The sequence below is a fragment of the Nocardioides sp. NPDC054178 genome (genome assembly GCF_055585005.1).
In genome coordinates, this window is sequence record NZ_JBVJKY010000003.1 from 133328 (window position 1) to 149416 (window position 16089).

Genomic DNA, 16089 nt, shown 5'->3' on the forward strand with positions numbered 1-16089 from the left:
GGTTAAGTAGTGTTTGCCGCGTGACAGAGATGGACGGGGTGCTCACCCAGGACGGCATCGGCGAGGGCGACGGGCTGGAGCGGCTGTGGACGCCCTACCGGATGGCCTACATCCGTGGGGAGAACAAGCCCAGTGATCCGTCCGAGACGAAGTGCCCGTTCTGCCGGGTGCCGACCCTCGAGGACACCGAGGGGCTGGTCGTCCACCGCGGCGAGACCTGCTTCGTGGTGCTCAACCTCTACCCGTACGCCCCGGGCCACATGATGGTGTGCCCCTACCGCCACGTCGCCGGCTATGTCGAGACCAGCGACGAGGAGGCCGCCGAGATGGCGGTGCTGACCAAGCAGGCCGTACGCACCCTCGCCGGCGTCTCGCGCGCCGAGGGCTTCAACATCGGGATGAACCAGGGCACCGCCGGCGGCGCCGGCATCGCCGCCCACCTGCACCAGCACATCGTGCCCCGCTGGGTCGGCGACCAGAACTTCATGCCGATCATCGGCCGCACCAAGACCCTGCCGCAGCTGCTGACCGACACCCGCGACCTGCTCGCGCAGGCGTGGGCGTCGGCCTAGCATCTGGTTCGATCAGACGATCGCCCAGGCGACCGCGGCGGCCGCGAAGCCGACGATCGAGAGCACCGTCTCCAGGACGGTCCAGGTCGCCAGCGTCTGCTTCACGGTCATGTTGAAGTAGCGCGAGACGATCCAGAAGCCGCCGTCGTTGACGTGGCTGAGGATGATCGAGCCGGCGGCGATCGCGACCGCGATCACGGCGAGCTCGGGCTGGGAGTAGCCGGTGCCGAGGGTCGGGGCGATGATGCCGCCGGTGGTCACGATCGCCACGGTCGCCGAGCCCTGGGCGATCCGGAGCGCGCAGGAGATGACGTAGGCCAGCAGCAGGATCGGCAGGCCCGCGTCGGAGAGCACCTCGGCGAGCGCGGCACCGATGCCGGTCGCGGAGATCACCGCGCCGAAGAAGGCACCGGCACCGACGACGAGCAGGATCATGCCGACCGGTCGCAGCGAGGCACCGGTGAACTCCGAGATCTCCTCGATGCTCATCCCGCGCCGGGTGCCGAGCAGCCAGAAGGCGAGGAGCACGGCGATGGTGAGCGCGACCGCCGGGTTGCCGAGGAAGGTGAGCACGTCGAGCAGCCGGCCCGGGTCGAGCAGCATCGTGCCGAAGGTCGCGCCGAGGATCAGGATCAGCGGCACCGCGATGACCCCGATGACGAGGGCGAGCGAGACGGGGGTGGTCGGCGTCGCGTCCTGCTCGGCCTCGGTCTCCGCGACCAGGAACTCCTCGGGCACCGAGACCTGGACGCGCGGGGCGATCCACATGGGGAAGAGGATGCCGGCCGCGGCGAACGCGGGCAGGCCGCACAGCAGGCCCATGATGATCAGCCAGCCGAGGTCGACGCCGAGGAGGCCGCCCAGGGCGGTCGGGCCGGGGTGGGGAGGCAGGAAGGCGTGCGTCATCGACAGGCCGGCGAGGACGGGAAGGGCGTAGAGGACGAGCGACTTGCCGCCGCGGTGAGCTGCGACGTAGACCAGCGGCGCGAGCACGAAGATGCCGATGTCGAAGAAGACCGGGATGCCGAAGATCAGGCCGACCAGGCCCATCGCGACCGGGGTGCCGCGCTCGCCGAAGATGCCGATCAGCCTCGCGGCGAGGACATCGGCGCCGCCGGACCGCTCCAGGAGCGACCCGAGGACGGTGCCGAGTCCGATGATGAGCGCGATGTGGCCCAGTACGCCGCCGAAGCCGGTCTCGATGAGCGACTCCTTCGAGGACAGGGCGGTGCCCACCATCTGCTCGACGGACAGCCCGGCCGCGACGGCGAGGCCGATGCCGCTGATGAAGAGGGCGATGAAGGGTTCGAGCTTCACCTTGATGATCAGGAAGAGGAGGACGGCGATCGCTGCGCCGCAGAGCAGCAGCAGGCCGGTCGTGCTTGTCTGGAGCCAATGCATGGTTGGTTCTCCCGTGTCGGGTGGGGGACGGTCTCAGCGCAGAGCTGCGCGGAACCGGGCGGCGTTGGTGGTGATCTGCTCCCACCTGGCCTCGTCGACGTCGGCGGGCTGGACCACCGACGTCCCGGCGGTCACGGCGATGGCGCCGGCCCGCAGGAACTCCGCGGCGTTGTCGTCGTCGACTCCGCCGGAAGGGATCAGGGCGACCTCGGGGAACGGCCCCCGCAGGTCGGCGAAGTAGCGCGGGCCCACGGTCCGCGCCGGGAAGATCTTGACCGCGTCGGCGCCCAGCGTCGTCGCGGTGAGGACCTCGGTCGGGGTGAGCGCGCCGAGCACGACGGCCGCGCCCGCGGCGTGACCCTCCGCCACGATCTCCGCGGCCTCCGGCGGAAGCCCCGGCGTCACCAGGAACCGGGCCCCCGCCGCGAGCGCCGCCCGGGCCTGGTCGGCGGACACCACCGTCCCGGCGCCGACGACGATGTCGTCGTCCGCGCGGGCGCTGACCTGCGCCAGGAGATCGGTGAGGCCCGGCGTCGTGAAGGTCAGCTCGACGGTCCGGATGCCGCCGGCGGCCAGCGCACGGCAGAGCGCGACGGGATCGGTGAGCCGGGAGGCGCGGACGACGACCAGTGCCCGGTCGGCGCGGAGCGTCTCGATCACGGGGTTGCTCATCGGGTCCCTTCCTCGGTGCGGCGCAGCGCCCGGCCGGGCAGGGCGTCGGTGCGGTGGCCGTCCTCGATGACGGCGGTGCCGTTGACCAGCACCCAGTCGATGCCGCGCGCCTGCTGCCGCGGCTGCTCGAAGGTGGCGGTGTCCGCGACGGTCTCGGGATCGAGGAGCACCAGGTCGGCGGCGTACCCCTCCCGGACGAGGCCCCGGTCGGCGAGCCGCAGCCGGGACGCCGGGCGGCCGGTCAGGTGGTGGACGCAGTCGACCAGGTCGAGCACCCCGAGCTCGCGTACGTAACGGGCCAGGTAGCGAGGGAAGGTGCCCCACGCGCGCGGGTGCGGGCGCTCGCCGACGAGGATCGCGTCGCTGCCGCCGCAGTGGGTGCGGTGCCGCATGATCGTCTGCACGTTCTCCTCGTGGCCGACGTGCTGCAGGATCGTCGTGGCCAGCCGGTCGCGGACGAGCAGGTCGAAGAAGACCTCCGTCGGCGCCTGACCGGACTCCTCGGCGATCTCGGCCACGGTGCGGCCGACGTGGCCGGACAGCTCGGGGTTGCGTACGCCGCTGATCTGGATCGTGTGCCACTCGGTCACGCAGCCGTGGCAGCCGTCGGTGCCGACGTGGTCGAGCTCGTGCGCGATCCGGGCCCGGTCGGCCGGGTCGGCGATCCGCGCGAGCAGCGCGTCCGGGCCGCCGGAGGTCGACCAGCTGGGCAGCACGGCGCTGAGCGTGGTGGCGCCCGGGAGGTAGGGGTAGGTGTCGAGCGTGATGTCGACGCCGTCGGCCAGGCCGGTCTCGATCAGGTCGACGAGCTCGCCGGCCCGCCCGCGGTTGGGTTCGAAGTTCATGGTCGCGTGGGTGAGGTGGAGAGCGCACCCGGAGGTGCGCGCGACGGCGATCATCTCGGCGTACGCCTCCAGCGCACCGGCGCCGTAGGAACGGTGGTGCGGGCTGTAATAGCCGCCGGCCTCGGCGACGACCCGGCACAGCGTGGCCAGCTCCTCGTCGTCGGCGAACATGCTCGGCGGGTAGGTCAGCCCGCTGCTCATCCCGACCGCGCCCTCCGCGAGACCGACCCGCAGCAGCCGGGCCATCTCGGTGATCTCGGCGGCGGTTGCGGCCCGGTCGTCCGGGCCGACGACCATCAGCCGCAGGGTCCCCTGCGGAACGAGGTACGCCGCGTTGCACGCGATCCCGCGGTCGAGCCGGTCCAGGTAGCCGGCGACGGTGTCCCAGTCGAAGTCGAAGTCGTCCGGCTCACCGTTCCACCCCGCGATCTGGCGGCGCAGCTGGGCCCGCGTCGCCGGATCGGCGGGCGCGAACGAGAGACCGTCCTGCCCGACCACCTCGAGGGTGACGCCCTGGCTCACCTTGGCGGTGTGGTCGGGGTTGACCAGGATCTGCAGGTCGGAGTGGGCGTGCATGTCGATGAACCCCGGGGTCAGCGCCCGCCCGGCGGCATCGATGGTGCGCCGCGCGGCCGGGGGCGGAGTATCGGTGTGGAGGCCCGTGATCCGGCCCGCCTCGATGCTGACGTGGGCGTGGAAGGCGGGGGCGCCGGTGCCGTCGATGACGGTCGCGTCGCGGATGAGCAGGTCGGTCATGGTGGCCCCTCTCAGAACCAGGTCCGCACGAGGTCGACGACGACCGGGTCCTCGGCGTCGGCGTCGTCGAGGACCGGGACGAGGCCCCACTTGTCGAAGGCGGTGCACGGGTGCGAGAGCCCGAGGCGGAGCTCGTCGCCGATCAGGACCGGCGGCTCACCCGCGGGGTCCCAGCGGAGGAAGCCGTGCTGATCGTTGAGCGCGGTCACCGTGACACCGGTGAGCGGAGTCGCGGGGGACCCGGTGGTCCGCGCCCGCAGCAGCTGGGCCTCGGGAAGACCTTCGTCGAAGGGCAGGTCCCGCTTGCCCGCGTCGAACAGCGCCAGCCCCGGCTCGGGCTGGGAGGAGATCCGCACCCAGCCGTGCAGGGCGCTGCGCAGTCCCGGGCCGGTGGTGCGCGGCGCGCTCCCCAACGGCGAGATGCCGCGGTAGAAGCCGTCGTCGTGGGTGATGTAGGCGCCGCTGCGCAGCACCACACGGGCCTCGTCACCTGCCACGAGCGGGGCGAGCGCGTCGGCGACCTGCTCGAAGTAGGCGCTGCCGCCGGCGCTCACCACCGGTGTCCGGCCGGAAGGCAGCAGGTCGGAGATCCGCCGGTGCAGGGAGACCAGACTGTCGACGTACGCATGGACGAGGCCGAGCGCGGCCTCGTCGGTCGTGTGCGCCAGGGCGCCCTCGTAGCCGGTGACGCCGGCGAGCTCCAGATGGGGCGAGGCGGCGATCGCCTCGGCGACCGCGATCGCCGTCTCCTCGTCCCGAGCGCCGGTGCGACCGCCCGCGGCACCCCGCTCGACGAGGACGCCGAGCGGGCGTCGTGGACCGGCCTCGGCCGCGTGGGCCGCGAGCGCGTCGTGCATCAGGGCCACCGTGCGCGGCGAGTCGGCCCACACCAGCACCTCCAGGCCGGGGTCCTCGGTGAGCTGGTCGCTGATCCACCGCAGCGTCAGCGGTGAGACGACAGCGTTGGCCACGATCACCCGGGAGACACCGAAGGCGCGGGCGACGGCGAGCTGAGGAAGGTTGGCCACGGTGATCGCCCAGGCACCGGCGGCGAGCTGCTCGGCCCAGAGCTGGGGAGCCATCGTGGTCTTGCCGTGCGGGGCCAGGGCGATGCCCCGCTCCGCGCACCAGGCGGCGAGCGTGTCCCGGTTGTGGGTCATCGCGACGTGGGAGAGGGAGAGCACGGGCGTGGGCAGCTGCGAGAGCCGGGGCGCCGTCTCGAGCACCTCGGCGACCGTACGTCCCCACAGCGCGGGCGGGATCGCCTTGTGGCGCCAGTCGACCCGCTCCTCGCGCAGGGCCCTGACGGCGGCTGCGTCGATGTGGGCTGCGGGGTGATCCATGGCCCGTCCTTCCTTCGTTGCGTATTATGCAACGGCGATTGCGTATTTCGATTCGTTAGTTGTAGCATCGGCCACAGCGGGCGTCAACGGCCCGGCGGGGGACCAACAGGGGAGGAGCTCCATTCGTGGGGGTGAGCGGAGACGTGCGAGCGGTCTGTCTCGGGGAGGCGATGATCGTGCTGCGTCCTGAGGGCGAGGAGTCGCTGGCCGAGGCGAGGACCCTGCGACGTTCGGTCGGCGGCGCCGAGGCCAACGTGGCCGGAGCCCTGGCGGCCCTCGGGGTGCGGACCGCCTGGGTCTCCCGGCTCGGCCAGGACCCGTTCGGCGACGTCGTGACAGAGGACCTGATCGGCCGCGGCGTGCACGTCGAGACCGAGCGTGATCCCGAGCGGCCGACGGGGCTCTACGTGAAGGAGCCGGCCCCCGGTGGCAGCCGGATGCACTACTACCGCTCCGGCTCCGCGGCCGCCGCCATGGACGCCGACCTGCTCGACCTGCCCGAGGTCGCGAGCGCGCTGGCCTCGGCCGAGGTCGTGCACACCTCCGGCATCACCGCGGGCATCCTCGAGGAGGGCTCGGCGCTCGTCGCCCGCCTGCTGGCGCTGCGCGAGGAGCTCGGCTTCCGGCTCAGCGTCGACCTCAACTGGCGCCCGGCGCTGTGGGCCGGGCGGAGCACCGCGCCGCTGCTCGACCTGCTCCGCGCGGCCGACATCGTCCTGCTCGGGGCCGACGAGGCGCGTGCGGCGCTCGGCGCGCACGCCCCGCAGGACCTCCGCGAGCTCCTCGGCGAGCGTCCGCGGCTCGTGATCAAGGCCGACTCCCACGCCGCCGGTGAGTACGACGCGGACGGCAGCGCCACCCAGGTCCCCGCGCTCCGGGTCGACGTCGTCGAGCCAGTCGGCGCCGGTGACGGCTTCGCGGCGGGCTATCTCGCCGCGCTCGTCGACGGGATCGGGCCGGTCGGCCGGCTGCGCCAGGGCCATCTGGTCGCGGCGGGCGTGCTGGCCGCGACCGGCGATCACGCGGCCCCGCCGGCCGCCGACGTACGCGCCCGGCTGCTCGACTGCGCCGAGGACGCCTGGGCCGCGACCCGGGTGAGCGCCGCCGGCATCGACTCGCCGGCGCTCGACACCGATAGGAAGGCCCCCTGATGAGCCAGAGTCTCTCCCGCGCGCTGCAGATCCTCATCGAGCTCGGTGAGGGCGAGCGGTCTCTCGACCAGGTGGCCGCCAGCCTCGAGGTCCACAAGACCACCGCGATGCGGCTGCTGCACACCCTGGAGGCCGACCGGTTCGTACGCCGCGACGACCGCCAGCGCTACCACCTCGGCTCCCGGCTGTTCGCCCTCGGCGGCGCCGCGCTCGCCCAGCACGCGATCCGCGACGTGGCCCAGCCACATCTGACCCGGCTCGCGGCCGAGACGGGCGGCCAGGCCGTCCACCTCGCCGGCTACGAGAACGGCGCAGCCATCTACCTCGCCAAGGTGGAGAGCACCCACGCGGTGCGGATGTACTCCCGCGTCGGTCTGCCCGCCGCGCTCCACGCGACCGCCGTCGGCAAGGTCCTCGTCGCCGACCTCCCGCCGGGCGAGCGCGAGGCGGTGATCGCGGGCATCGACTTCCGGCCCTTCACCAGCCGCACCATCGCCGACGCGGCGGGCTACCGCGAGGTGCTCGCCCGCACCAGCGAGCAGGGCTGGGCCGAGGACGCCGCCGAGCACGAGGACTTCATCAACTGCGTCGGGGCGCCCGTGCGCGACGAGACCGGGCGCGTCGTCGCCGCGGTCTCCGTCTCCGTGCCCGACGTCATCCTGCCCCGCGAGGGGGTGCGTGCCCTGGTGCCGCAGCTCCTCGCCGCCACCGAAGCGATCTCCGCCGACTGGGCCGGCCGGAGCTCATGAGAACCACCCGAGAGGAAACCCATCCCATGACCGACATCCGCATCTCCACCGACCAGGCCCCGGCTCCCGCGCACACCTTCTCCCAGGGCGTCGTCCGCGGCGGCCTGCTCCAGGTCTCCGGCCAGGGCCCGGTCGACCCCGCCACGAACGAGTACCTGTTCCCCGGCGACGTGAAGGCCCAGACCGTGCGCACCCTGCAGAACGTGGAGGCGATCCTGGCCGCCGCGGGCGCCGGCTTCGAGGACGTGCTGATGCTCCGCGTCTATCTCACCTCCCGCGACGACTTCGCCGCGATGAACGACGCCTACGGCGAGTTCATCGGCGCACGGGTCCCCGAGGGCGGCATCCTCCCGTGCCGCACCACCGTGATGACCGGCCTGCCGCGCGAGGAGATGCTCGTCGAGATCGACGCGCTCGCCGTGGCCCGCTAACCCAGGGCCCGGGCCAGCTCCTGGCTGAGGTAGGGCGCCAGGGTGCGGGCGTAGCGCGAGGTGATGTGGTTGCCGTCGCGGTAGACGATCACGTTGCCGATCACCGCCGGGCAGACCCGGTCCTCGCAGAAGAGGTCGGTCATGTCGACCAGGTGCGCGTTGGGGTCGCGGGCGACCGCGTCGCGGTGCGGGTCCCGGACGAGCACGTCCGTGCGCGGCCGCCCGCACGCCTCGCCCGCGGTCTCGGGGGAGTGCCGCTGGATGCAGCCCAGCGTGGTGCGGAGATAGGCGGCGTTGTCGGGCTCGAACATCGGGTTGTCGACGAGCGCGATCACCGGGACCTGCTTCGAGGGCCGGTGGCTCCAGGCCTCGACCAGACCGTTGACGGTGGACTCGTACGGCGTCTCGCCGCCCAGCGGCTGGGTCGTCTTGCGCGCCGAGTGGGTCACGATGATCGCGTCGAGGTCCCTCTGCTCGGGAGCGCGCAGGTAGGCCTCGAGCTGCCGGTTCCACTCCGCGCACGCGGGGCGGTTGTCGGCGATGTCCTGGCCGAGCGGCCGGGTGTTCCAGTGGCAGGCGGCGCGGGCGGCGACGTCGATGCGCCAGTTGCGCTGGTCGCCGATCAGGTCGAGGGCGCCGACCGGGGCCACGGCGTGGGAGTCGCCGACCATCAGCAGCCGCTTCTGATAGCTCTCGGTCGCACCGTTCGGGCAGGCGCTGAAGCGCACCGGACGCTCCTCGAAGGACCAGCACTGTCCGCGGTTGTCATCGTCCTCGCCGATCGCGGCCACCGCCGGGATCAGCTCCCCACGCAGGTCGGGGTTGCGGCACGAGCCTCCCGCAGAGCTCGCCGCCAGCGAGGCCGCACCGAGGCACTCGGTCGTGAACGGGTCGGCGGTGGCGAGCCGGGCGGCCGCCGCGATCGCCCTGTCCTCGGAGCGGTCGATCGCGGCCAGGCCGCTCCAGCCGGCGCCGACGGCGATCACGAGGGCAGCCAGGGTGGCGACCAGGGCTCGCGGACCGCCGGGCCTGATGACGTACGTCTGGACCTGGCGGGTGACCAGGCGGTTGGTCGCCCAGGCGAGCAGCGTCGAGACGACCAGCACGCCCGCGGCCGAGGCGACGGTGAGCCGCTCGTCGCCGGTGTAGTAGAGCCAGGCGATCAGCAGCGGCCAGTGCCACAGGTAGAGCTCGTAGGAGAGGTCGGCGACGAACCGCAGCGGCCGGGCCTCCAGCAGGTGCCGCGGTCCCCACGGCGATGGGGTCGAGCCGGCCATCACCAGCAGCGCTCCGGTGACCGGCCACAGGGCCGCCGGCCCCGGGAAGTGGTCGGCGCCGTCCATCACGAACCCGCAGCTCACGACGAGGGCGAGACCGGCCCATGCGGCGTACGGCTTGATGCTCTCCGGCAGGCTCACGCGGCGCAGCGCGAGCGCGGCCAGGGCGCCGGCGGCGATCTCCCAGAAGCGGGTGACGGAGTTGAAGTACGCAGCCGCCTGGTCGGCCCCGGAGACCTTGACCGCATAGGCGAAGGAGACCGCGAACGCGGCCGCGGTCAGCACGAACAGCACCCGCGCGAGCGTGAGCCGCCCGCGTAGACGACCGCGGGCCGCGAGGCGGAGCACGAGGGCGAGCCCGACGACGACCAGCGGCCACACCAGGAAGAACTGTCCCTGCACCGCGAGCGACCAGAAGTGCTGCACCGGCGTCGAGGACGGCCCCGCCGCGCCGTAGGAGAGCTGGCTGGCGATGAGCTCCCAGTTGAGCGTGTAGGTCGCGGCCGCGACGAGCTCGCGGGTCGTCTGGGTCCACAACGTCTGCGGGATGAAGACCACCATCAGCAGGGCCGTCGCGGCCAGCACGATCAGGGCTGGTGCGGCGAGCCGCGCGAACGTACGTCCGTAGTGCTCCCCGAGGTCCACCCGGCCGCGCTCGGCCCTGCCCACCAGCGACCGGGTGGCGAGGAAGCCGGAGATCACCAGGAAGACGTCGATCCCGCCCGAGACCCGGCCGTTGCCGAAGAGGTGGAAGGCGACCACGAGCGCCAGCGCGATACCGCGCAGGCCGTGGATCTCGCTGATGTGTCCGGCGGTGTGCCCAGATTTGGGGCTCTTGGGTCCGCTGTCGGTCCGGCTGGTCGGGGGCGTGCGGAAATCCGAGATGGCGGTCACGTGATCGCTGTTCTAGTGGGTGTGGGCGGGTGGGAGCCGTCGCACCATAACGAGCAGTGGTGACCTGAAGGCATACGGCCGACATCGAACGGTCGTCGAGATCTCCTCAGAACCGCTTCAAACCGCCGCTGAAGGAGATAGGTTGCACCCCGACGTGACATAGATCACACCCAGGACTGAGGAGTTCGACGATGAACACGCACAAGATCGGCCGCCTGATGGCGGTCGCCGCGGTGGCGACCCTGTCGACCGCATCGCTCGTGGCATGTGGAGGCTCGGATGACGGTGGCGGCGACTCGGGAGACTCGGGCGGCACCGACGTCGGAGTGATCCTGCCCGATGCGACCACGTCTCCCCGATGGGAGTCCCAGGACCGGCCGAACCTCGAGAAGGCGTTCAAGGACGCCGACCTCAAGGCCACGATCCAGAACGCCCAGGGCAACACCGCCAAGTTCGGTCAGCTCTGCGACAGCATGATCAACGAGGGCGTCAAGGTCATCATCATCACCAACCTCGACTCCGAGTCGGGTGCCTCCTGCCTGAAGAAGGCCGCCGACGCCGGAGTCACGAGCATCGACTACGACCGGCTGACGCTCAACGGGGGTGCCTCCTACTACGTCTCCTTCGACAACGTGAAGGTCGGCGAGCTGATGGGCACCGGGCTGGACGAGTGCATCACCGCGATGGGCAAGAAGGGCGGCAACATCGTCTACGTCAACGGCGCGGCCACCGACAACAACGCGGCACTGTTCAAGTCCGGCTACGAGAAGGCGCTCGAGCCGAAGATCGCCGACGGCACCTATAAGCTCGTCGGCGACCAGTCGGGGGAGTGGGACGCCACCAAGGCCGGTCAGGTCTTCGACCAGATGTACACCGCCAACGGCGGCAAGATCGACGGCGTCGTCTCGGCCAACGACACCATGGCCGGCGGCATCATCGCCCGGCTGAAGGCCAACAAGGTCCAGGGCAAGATCCCGGTGACCGGCCAGGACGCCTCGGTCGAGGGTCTGCAGAACATCCTGCAGGGCTTCCAGTGCGGCACGGTCTACAAGAACACCGAGCTCGAGGCCAAGGCCGCCTCCGACCTGGCGATCGCGCTGATCGAGGGCGACGACGCCGCCGCGTCGGACCTGGCCACCGCGACCGTGGAGGACACCGAGGCCGGCAAGGACGTGCCGTCGGTGCTCGCCGAGCCCGTCTGGGTCACCAAGGAGTCCGTCGCGACCGTCGTCAAGGACGGTCAGGCCGACGCCGCGGAGGTGTGCGCCGGCGCGATCGCGGAGCTGTGCACCGAGAACGGCGTGCCTCAGTGAGTCACCTCCTGGAGCTGCGCGGCGTCGAGAAGTCCTTCGGCGCCGTGCAGGTCCTGCGCGGAGTGGACCTCTCGGTGCAGGCGGGCCGGGTCACCGCGCTCGTCGGCGACAACGGCGCCGGCAAGAGCACCCTGGTCAAGGGGATGGCGGGGATCCACCTCTTCGACGCCGGCGACTACCTCTTCGAGGGTGAGCCGGTGAAGGTGGCCAGCCCCAAGGAGGCCGCAGCGCTCGGGATCGAGGTCGTCTACCAGGACCTGGCCCTGTGCGACAACCTCGACGTCGTCCACAACATGTTCCTCGGCCGCGAGATGAAGAGACGGCTGCGGCTGGTGGACGAGGACACCATGGAGCAGCGCGCTCGCGAGACGCTCGACGGTCTCTCGGTGCGTACGCTGAAATCGGTGCGTACGCCGGTGGCCTCCCTCTCCGGTGGCCAGCGCCAGACCGTGGCGATCGCCCGGGCCGTGCTGTGGAACTCGAAGATGGTCATCCTCGACGAGCCGACCGCGGCCCTCGGCGTGGCCCAGACCGAGCAGGTGCTCCGGCTGGTGCGCCGCCTGGCCGACCGCGGCCTCGGCGTCGTGCTGATCAGTCACAACCTCAACGACGTCTTCGAGGTCGCCGACGACATCGCGGTCCTGTACCTGGGCCGGATGATCGGTCAGATCGAGGCAGCCTCGACGACGCGTGAGCGGGTGGTGCAGGCGATCACCACCGGCATGGTGCCCGAAGGAGGAGTGGCATGAGCCTTGACGCCGATGACCCGACGATCGCCGCGGAGCCGGATCCGGAGCCCGACAACTCGCTCGGCGGGATCTTCCGGGCCTACCTGGCCAAGATCAAGGGCGGTGAGGTCGGCTCGCTGCCCGCGGTGCTGGGCCTGATCGCGCTGGTCCTGGTCTTCTCCGCGCTGCGTCCCGAGCAGTTCACCAACTCGTTCAACTTCGCCAACCTGATCGGCCAGTCGGCAGGCGTGACCGTGCTCGCGATGGGCCTGGTCTTCGTGCTGCTGCTGGGTGAGATCGATCTGTCGGCGGGGTTCGCGGGCGGCACGTGCGCCGGGGTGCTCGGCGTGCTCCTGACCCGGCAGGAGTGGCCGCTGATCCCGGCGCTGCTGGCGGCGCTGCTCACCGGAGCGGTGATCGGCCTCTGCATCGGGCTGCTGGTCGCGCGGCTCGGGATCCCGTCGTTCGTGGTCACGCTGGCCGCGTTCCTCGGGCTGCAGGGCGTACTCCTGACGATGATCGGTGAGGGCGGGACGATTCCCTACCGCAACGACTTCATCAACGGCCTCAACAACGCCAACCTGCCGGTCTGGCTCGGCTGGGTCCTCGGGATCGTCTGCATCGTGGGCTACGCGGCCTCGACGTACGTCACCGACGCGCGTCGCCGCGCCAAGAACCTCACCGTGCAGCCGATCCTGCTGTGGGGGCTCAAGTCCGGGCTGCTCGCGGTCGTGGTGCTCGCCGTGGTCGGGTATCTCTCCGTCGAGCGCAGCCGCAACCCGGCACTGACCTCGCTCAAGGGGGTGCCGGTCTCGCTGGTGGTGATCGTCGGGCTGCTGATCGTGCTCACCTTCATGCTGACCCGCTCCGGGTGGGGCCGGCACGTCTACGCGGTCGGGGGCAACGCCGAGGCGGCACGCAGGGCCGGGATCAACGTGGTCCGGGTGCGCCTGTCGTGCTTCATCCTCTGCTCCACCATGGCGGCGGTGGCCGGCATCATGATCGCCAGCCGCACCAACTCGGTGAACCCGAACACCGGTGGCGAGACGACCCTGCTGTACGCCGTGGGCGCCGCCGTCATCGGCGGCACCTCGCTCTTCGGAGGCAAGGGCCGGGTCATCGACGCGGTCATCGGTGGCACCGTGGTGGCCGTGATCGACAACGGGATGGGTCTGCTCGACCAGCCCCAGGGCACCGTCTGGATGGTCACCGGCCTGGTCCTGCTGGTCGCGGCCAGCGTCGACGCGCTCTCCCGGCGCCGGGCATCGGCGACGGGGCACGTGTAGCGGCGGGCGCGTTAGTTCAGCAAGGTATGCAGGTGAAGGCGCACATCCCCAGCGGAGCTCCGCGCGGGATGTGCGCCTTTCGCTGCATACCTTGCTGAAGGTTCACGCCGGCGGCGCGGTGCTGCTGCGCACGACCAGCTCGGCGGGCAGCCGCAGATGGCGCTCGGTCTGCTTGCCCTCCAGCAGCTCGAGCAGGAGCTCGAGGGCGGCGCGGCCCATCTCGTGGAGCGGCTGGGCGACGGTGGTGAGCGGGGGAGTGGCGTCGCGGGCCTCGGGTACGTTGTCGAAGCCGATCACCGAGAGGTCCTCGGGCACGCGCAGGCCGAGCGAGCCGGCGACCTCGATGACCTTGATCGCGGAGATGTCGTTGGCGGCGAAGATGGCGGTGGGCCGCTCACCGGCCGGGAGCGAGAGCAGCTCGCGGGCCGGTGCCTCGGCGAGCTCGGGGTGGTAGCCGCCCACCCGGATCAGGTCGGGGGAGACGCTCAGGCCGGCGGCGTGGAGCGCCTCGCGGTAGCCCTGCTCGCGCAGGCCGGCGGAGCGGAGGTCGGGGCGTCCGCCGAGGAACCCGATGCGCCGGTGGCCGAGCCCGACCAGATGGTCGACGGCCAGGCGCGCGCCGGTGATGTTGTCGGCGTCGACGGTCATCGGGCCGTCCGGCCCGGTGTGGGGGTCGATCGCGACGACGGGGATGGTGGTCTCGTCGGTGATGATCATCGACGGCGTGACCACGATGGCGCCGTCGATCAGGGTGTGGCCCAGGCGGGAGAGCGAGCGGCGCTCCCAGCCGGTGTGGTTGTGGGCGCCGGTGCGTCCGGCGTGGGCCAACAACTCATAGCCGGTGCCGTCCAGGGCCGCCGAGATGCCCTTGAGGAGCTCGGCGGAGTAGGGCTCGAACTCGGCCACGAGCACCCCGATCACGCCGGTGGACTTGCGCCGCAGGCTCGAGGCGATCAGCGAGGACTGGTAGCCGAGCTGGTCGATCACCGCGAGGACCTTCTCGCTCGTCGCCTCGCTGACGCCGTAGCGCTCGTTGATCACCTTCGAGACCGTGGCCACCGAGACCCCGGCTTCGCGGGCGACATCGGTGATCGTCACCCGGCGAGGGCGGGGCTGGTCGAGCGTACTCATGCCGCCGCCTCCGTAGCGCAAGCGCGATCGTACGGACGCGGCGGCCCGAGGCTTGTGGTCACTCGCTGGCGCTCGCTCATGACCCTGACAGTAGCCCACTTGGTGGATGTTCGATAACCATCTACGAAAACGTTATCGACAACGATTGACACGACCACCTCGGACGCGCCATGCTCGACCCCGACAATGTGGCGGCAGTCACATCACCCATACATCCAGAGCTGTGACGAAGAGGTCCCAAGATGTCGAGGAAGACACAAGCGCTCGCCGCGCTGTGCGCCGGATTGATGATTGCCGCCACCGGTTGTGGCGGCTCGGGCGACTCCGGTGGCGACGACAACACCATCATCTGGTGGCACAACTCCAACAACGATCCCGGGAAGGGCTACTACGAGCAGGTCGCGAAGGACTTCGAGGAGGCCAACCCCGGCGTCGACGTCAAGGTCCAGGCCTTCGCCCACGAGGACATGCTCACCAAGCTCGACGCCGCGTTCCAGAGCGGTGACCCCGAGCAGATCCCGGACGTCTACATGGAGCGTGGCGGCGGCGAGCTCGCCGACCACGTCGAGGCCGGCCTGACCAAGGACCTGTCCGAGGACGCGGCCGAGGAGATCGACATGATCGGCGGCTCGGTCGCCGGCTGGCAGGTCGAGGACAAGACGTACGCACTCCCGTTCTCCATCGGCGTGGTCGGGTTCTGGTACAACAAGGACCTCTTCGCCAAGGCCGGCATCACCGCCGCGCCGACGACGATGGAGGACTTCTACGCCGCCGTCGAGAAGCTCGAGGCGGCCGGGATCCAGCCGGTCTCGGTCGGTGCCAAGGACGCCTGGCCGGCCGCGCACTACTACTACTGGACCGCGGTCCGGGAGTGCTCCGAGGACGTCCTCAGCTCGGCGGTCAAGAGCCTCGACTTCTCCGACCCCTGCTTCGAGAAGGCCGGCGACGACGTCGCCGACATCGTCGCGAAGAAGCCGTTCAACAACGGGTTCCTCTCCACCGGCGCCCAGGAGGGCCCGACCTCGGCCTCCGGCCTCCTCGCCACCGGCAAGGTGGCCATGGAGCTCGCCGGCCACTGGGAGCCCGGCGTGATGCAGGGCATCACCGAGGACAAGAAGGGCCTGGGGGACAAGACCGGCTGGTTCGCCTTCCCGCAGATCGAGGGCGGCCAGGGTGACCCGGGCGCGCAGATGGGCGGCGGCGACGCCTGGGCGGTCTCCGAAGGCGCCCCGGACGCCTCGGTCGACTTCGTGAAGTACCTCCTCTCCACCGACGTCCAGACGGGCTTCGCGGAGAAGGGGATGGGCCTGCCGACCAACCCGGACGCGACCGGTGCGCTGACCGACCCGGCCCTGGCCGACCTGATCAAGGTGCGCGACAGCGCCCCGTACGTCCAGCTCTACTTCGACACCGCCTTCGGTCAGGGCGTCGGAGGTGCCATGAACGACGCGATCGTCAACGTGTTCGCCGGCAAGGGCACGGGGGCGGACATCGTCACCGCCACCCAGGAAGCCGCGGACAAGGAAAAGTGAGCTGATCC

At 71.2% G+C, this 16089-nt stretch carries 14 protein-coding genes; 8 read left to right on the top strand and 6 right to left on the bottom strand.

The window, feature by feature from the left end; all coding sequences use genetic code 11:
* Positions 1-29: 29 nt before the first annotated feature.
* Positions 30-572, top strand: a complete 543-nt coding sequence (locus ACZ6WN_RS13200) for an HIT family protein (RefSeq protein ID WP_465865845.1) — start codon at positions 30-32, stop codon at positions 570-572.
* 12 nt (positions 573-584) lie between these two features.
* Here the strand turns inward: ACZ6WN_RS13200 and ACZ6WN_RS13205 are convergent, their stop codons facing one another.
* The 4 genes from ACZ6WN_RS13205 to ACZ6WN_RS13220 are packed head-to-tail and all read right to left on the bottom strand — an operon-like array spanning position 585 to position 5589.
* Entirely contained in the window at positions 585-1973 is a 1389-nt protein-coding gene (locus tag ACZ6WN_RS13205; protein ID WP_465865098.1) for a GntP family permease, read from the bottom strand.
* A gap of 33 nt (positions 1974-2006) precedes the next feature.
* A complete protein-coding gene (locus ACZ6WN_RS13210; protein ID WP_465865099.1) occupies positions 2007-2645 on the bottom strand; it encodes a bifunctional 4-hydroxy-2-oxoglutarate aldolase/2-dehydro-3-deoxy-phosphogluconate aldolase in 639 nt (212 codons plus the stop codon).
* The gene (locus ACZ6WN_RS13215; RefSeq protein WP_465865100.1) at positions 2642-4246 is read right to left on the bottom strand and encodes an N-acyl-D-amino-acid deacylase family protein; all 1605 of its coding nucleotides are present in this window, start codon (positions 4244-4246) and stop codon (positions 2642-2644) included. Before ACZ6WN_RS13215 ends, ACZ6WN_RS13210 begins: the two co-directional genes overlap by 4 nt.
* A gap of 11 nt (positions 4247-4257) precedes the next feature.
* Positions 4258-5589: a type III PLP-dependent enzyme domain-containing protein gene (locus tag ACZ6WN_RS13220; RefSeq protein ID WP_465865101.1), complete on the bottom strand. Its 1332-nt coding sequence runs from the start codon at positions 5587-5589 to the stop codon at positions 4258-4260.
* 131 nt (positions 5590-5720) lie between these two features.
* Here ACZ6WN_RS13220 and ACZ6WN_RS13225 point away from each other — a divergent pair, with 131 nt between their 5' ends.
* From ACZ6WN_RS13225 to ACZ6WN_RS13235, 3 genes are read left to right on the top strand one after another with little or no spacing between them, the layout of a single operon-like run.
* A complete protein-coding gene (locus ACZ6WN_RS13225) occupies positions 5721-6740 on the top strand; it encodes a sugar kinase (RefSeq protein ID WP_465865102.1) in 1020 nt (339 codons plus the stop codon).
* On the top strand, positions 6740-7489 hold the full coding sequence (locus tag ACZ6WN_RS13230) for an IclR family transcriptional regulator (RefSeq protein ID WP_465865103.1): 750 nt from the start codon (positions 6740-6742) through the stop codon (positions 7487-7489). Before ACZ6WN_RS13225 ends, ACZ6WN_RS13230 begins: the two co-directional genes overlap by 1 nt.
* A gap of 26 nt (positions 7490-7515) precedes the next feature.
* On the top strand, positions 7516-7920 hold the full coding sequence (locus tag ACZ6WN_RS13235) for a RidA family protein (protein WP_465865104.1): 405 nt from the start codon (positions 7516-7518) through the stop codon (positions 7918-7920).
* On the opposite strand, the gene ACZ6WN_RS13240 is transcribed toward ACZ6WN_RS13235, so the two are convergent.
* A complete protein-coding gene (locus tag ACZ6WN_RS13240) occupies positions 7917-10091 on the bottom strand; it encodes an acyltransferase family protein (RefSeq protein ID WP_465865105.1) in 2175 nt (724 codons plus the stop codon). The two genes, ACZ6WN_RS13235 and ACZ6WN_RS13240, sit on opposite strands and share 4 nt — an antisense overlap.
* 191 nt (positions 10092-10282) lie before the next feature.
* On the opposite strand from ACZ6WN_RS13240, the gene ACZ6WN_RS13245 reads away from it, so the two are divergent.
* Genes ACZ6WN_RS13245 through ACZ6WN_RS13255 form a run of 3 tightly spaced genes read left to right on the top strand, consistent with a single transcriptional unit; the run spans position 10283 to position 13418 of the window.
* Positions 10283-11404 (top strand): sugar ABC transporter substrate-binding protein, encoded by a 1122-nt coding sequence (locus tag ACZ6WN_RS13245; RefSeq protein WP_465865106.1) that lies wholly within the window; start codon positions 10283-10285, stop codon positions 11402-11404.
* The gene (locus ACZ6WN_RS13250; RefSeq protein ID WP_465865107.1) at positions 11401-12153 is read left to right on the top strand and encodes an ATP-binding cassette domain-containing protein; all 753 of its coding nucleotides are present in this window, start codon (positions 11401-11403) and stop codon (positions 12151-12153) included. The genes ACZ6WN_RS13245 and ACZ6WN_RS13250 overlap by 4 nt, the downstream gene beginning before the upstream one ends.
* On the top strand, positions 12150-13418 hold the full coding sequence (locus ACZ6WN_RS13255; RefSeq protein WP_465865108.1) for a sugar ABC transporter permease: 1269 nt from the start codon (positions 12150-12152) through the stop codon (positions 13416-13418). The genes ACZ6WN_RS13250 and ACZ6WN_RS13255 overlap by 4 nt, the downstream gene beginning before the upstream one ends.
* Before the next feature lie 102 nt (positions 13419-13520).
* Here the strand turns inward: ACZ6WN_RS13255 and ACZ6WN_RS13260 are convergent, their stop codons facing one another.
* On the bottom strand, positions 13521-14549 hold the full coding sequence (locus ACZ6WN_RS13260) for a LacI family DNA-binding transcriptional regulator (RefSeq protein WP_465865109.1): 1029 nt from the start codon (positions 14547-14549) through the stop codon (positions 13521-13523).
* Positions 14550-14791: 242 nt separating this feature from the next.
* On the opposite strand from ACZ6WN_RS13260, the gene ACZ6WN_RS13265 reads away from it, so the two are divergent.
* On the top strand, positions 14792-16081 hold the full coding sequence (locus ACZ6WN_RS13265) for an ABC transporter substrate-binding protein (RefSeq protein ID WP_465865110.1): 1290 nt from the start codon (positions 14792-14794) through the stop codon (positions 16079-16081).
* Positions 16082-16089 lie beyond the last annotated feature (8 nt).

What these genes read in the sequence shown, in the direction of transcription:
- ACZ6WN_RS13200 (WP_465865845.1), top strand. Translation starts at nt 30, where the DNA reads ATGGACGGGGTGCTCACCCAGGACGGCATCGGCGAGGGCGACGGGCTG.
- ACZ6WN_RS13205 (WP_465865098.1), bottom strand. Translation starts at nt 1,973, where the DNA reads ATGCATTGGCTCCAGACAAGCACGACCGGCCTGCTGCTGCTCTGCGGC.
- ACZ6WN_RS13210 (WP_465865099.1), bottom strand. Translation starts at nt 2,645, where the DNA reads ATGAGCAACCCCGTGATCGAGACGCTCCGCGCCGACCGGGCACTGGTC.
- ACZ6WN_RS13215 (WP_465865100.1), bottom strand. Translation starts at nt 4,246, where the DNA reads ATGACCGACCTGCTCATCCGCGACGCGACCGTCATCGACGGCACCGGC.
- ACZ6WN_RS13220 (WP_465865101.1), bottom strand. Translation starts at nt 5,589, where the DNA reads ATGGATCACCCCGCAGCCCACATCGACGCAGCCGCCGTCAGGGCCCTG.
- ACZ6WN_RS13230 (WP_465865103.1), top strand. Translation starts at nt 6,740, where the DNA reads ATGAGCCAGAGTCTCTCCCGCGCGCTGCAGATCCTCATCGAGCTCGGT.
- ACZ6WN_RS13235 (WP_465865104.1), top strand. Translation starts at nt 7,516, where the DNA reads ATGACCGACATCCGCATCTCCACCGACCAGGCCCCGGCTCCCGCGCAC.
- ACZ6WN_RS13245 (WP_465865106.1), top strand. Translation starts at nt 10,283, where the DNA reads ATGAACACGCACAAGATCGGCCGCCTGATGGCGGTCGCCGCGGTGGCG.
- ACZ6WN_RS13255 (WP_465865108.1), top strand. Translation starts at nt 12,150, where the DNA reads ATGAGCCTTGACGCCGATGACCCGACGATCGCCGCGGAGCCGGATCCG.
- ACZ6WN_RS13260 (WP_465865109.1), bottom strand. Translation starts at nt 14,549, where the DNA reads ATGAGTACGCTCGACCAGCCCCGCCCTCGCCGGGTGACGATCACCGAT.
- ACZ6WN_RS13265 (WP_465865110.1), top strand. Translation starts at nt 14,792, where the DNA reads ATGTCGAGGAAGACACAAGCGCTCGCCGCGCTGTGCGCCGGATTGATG.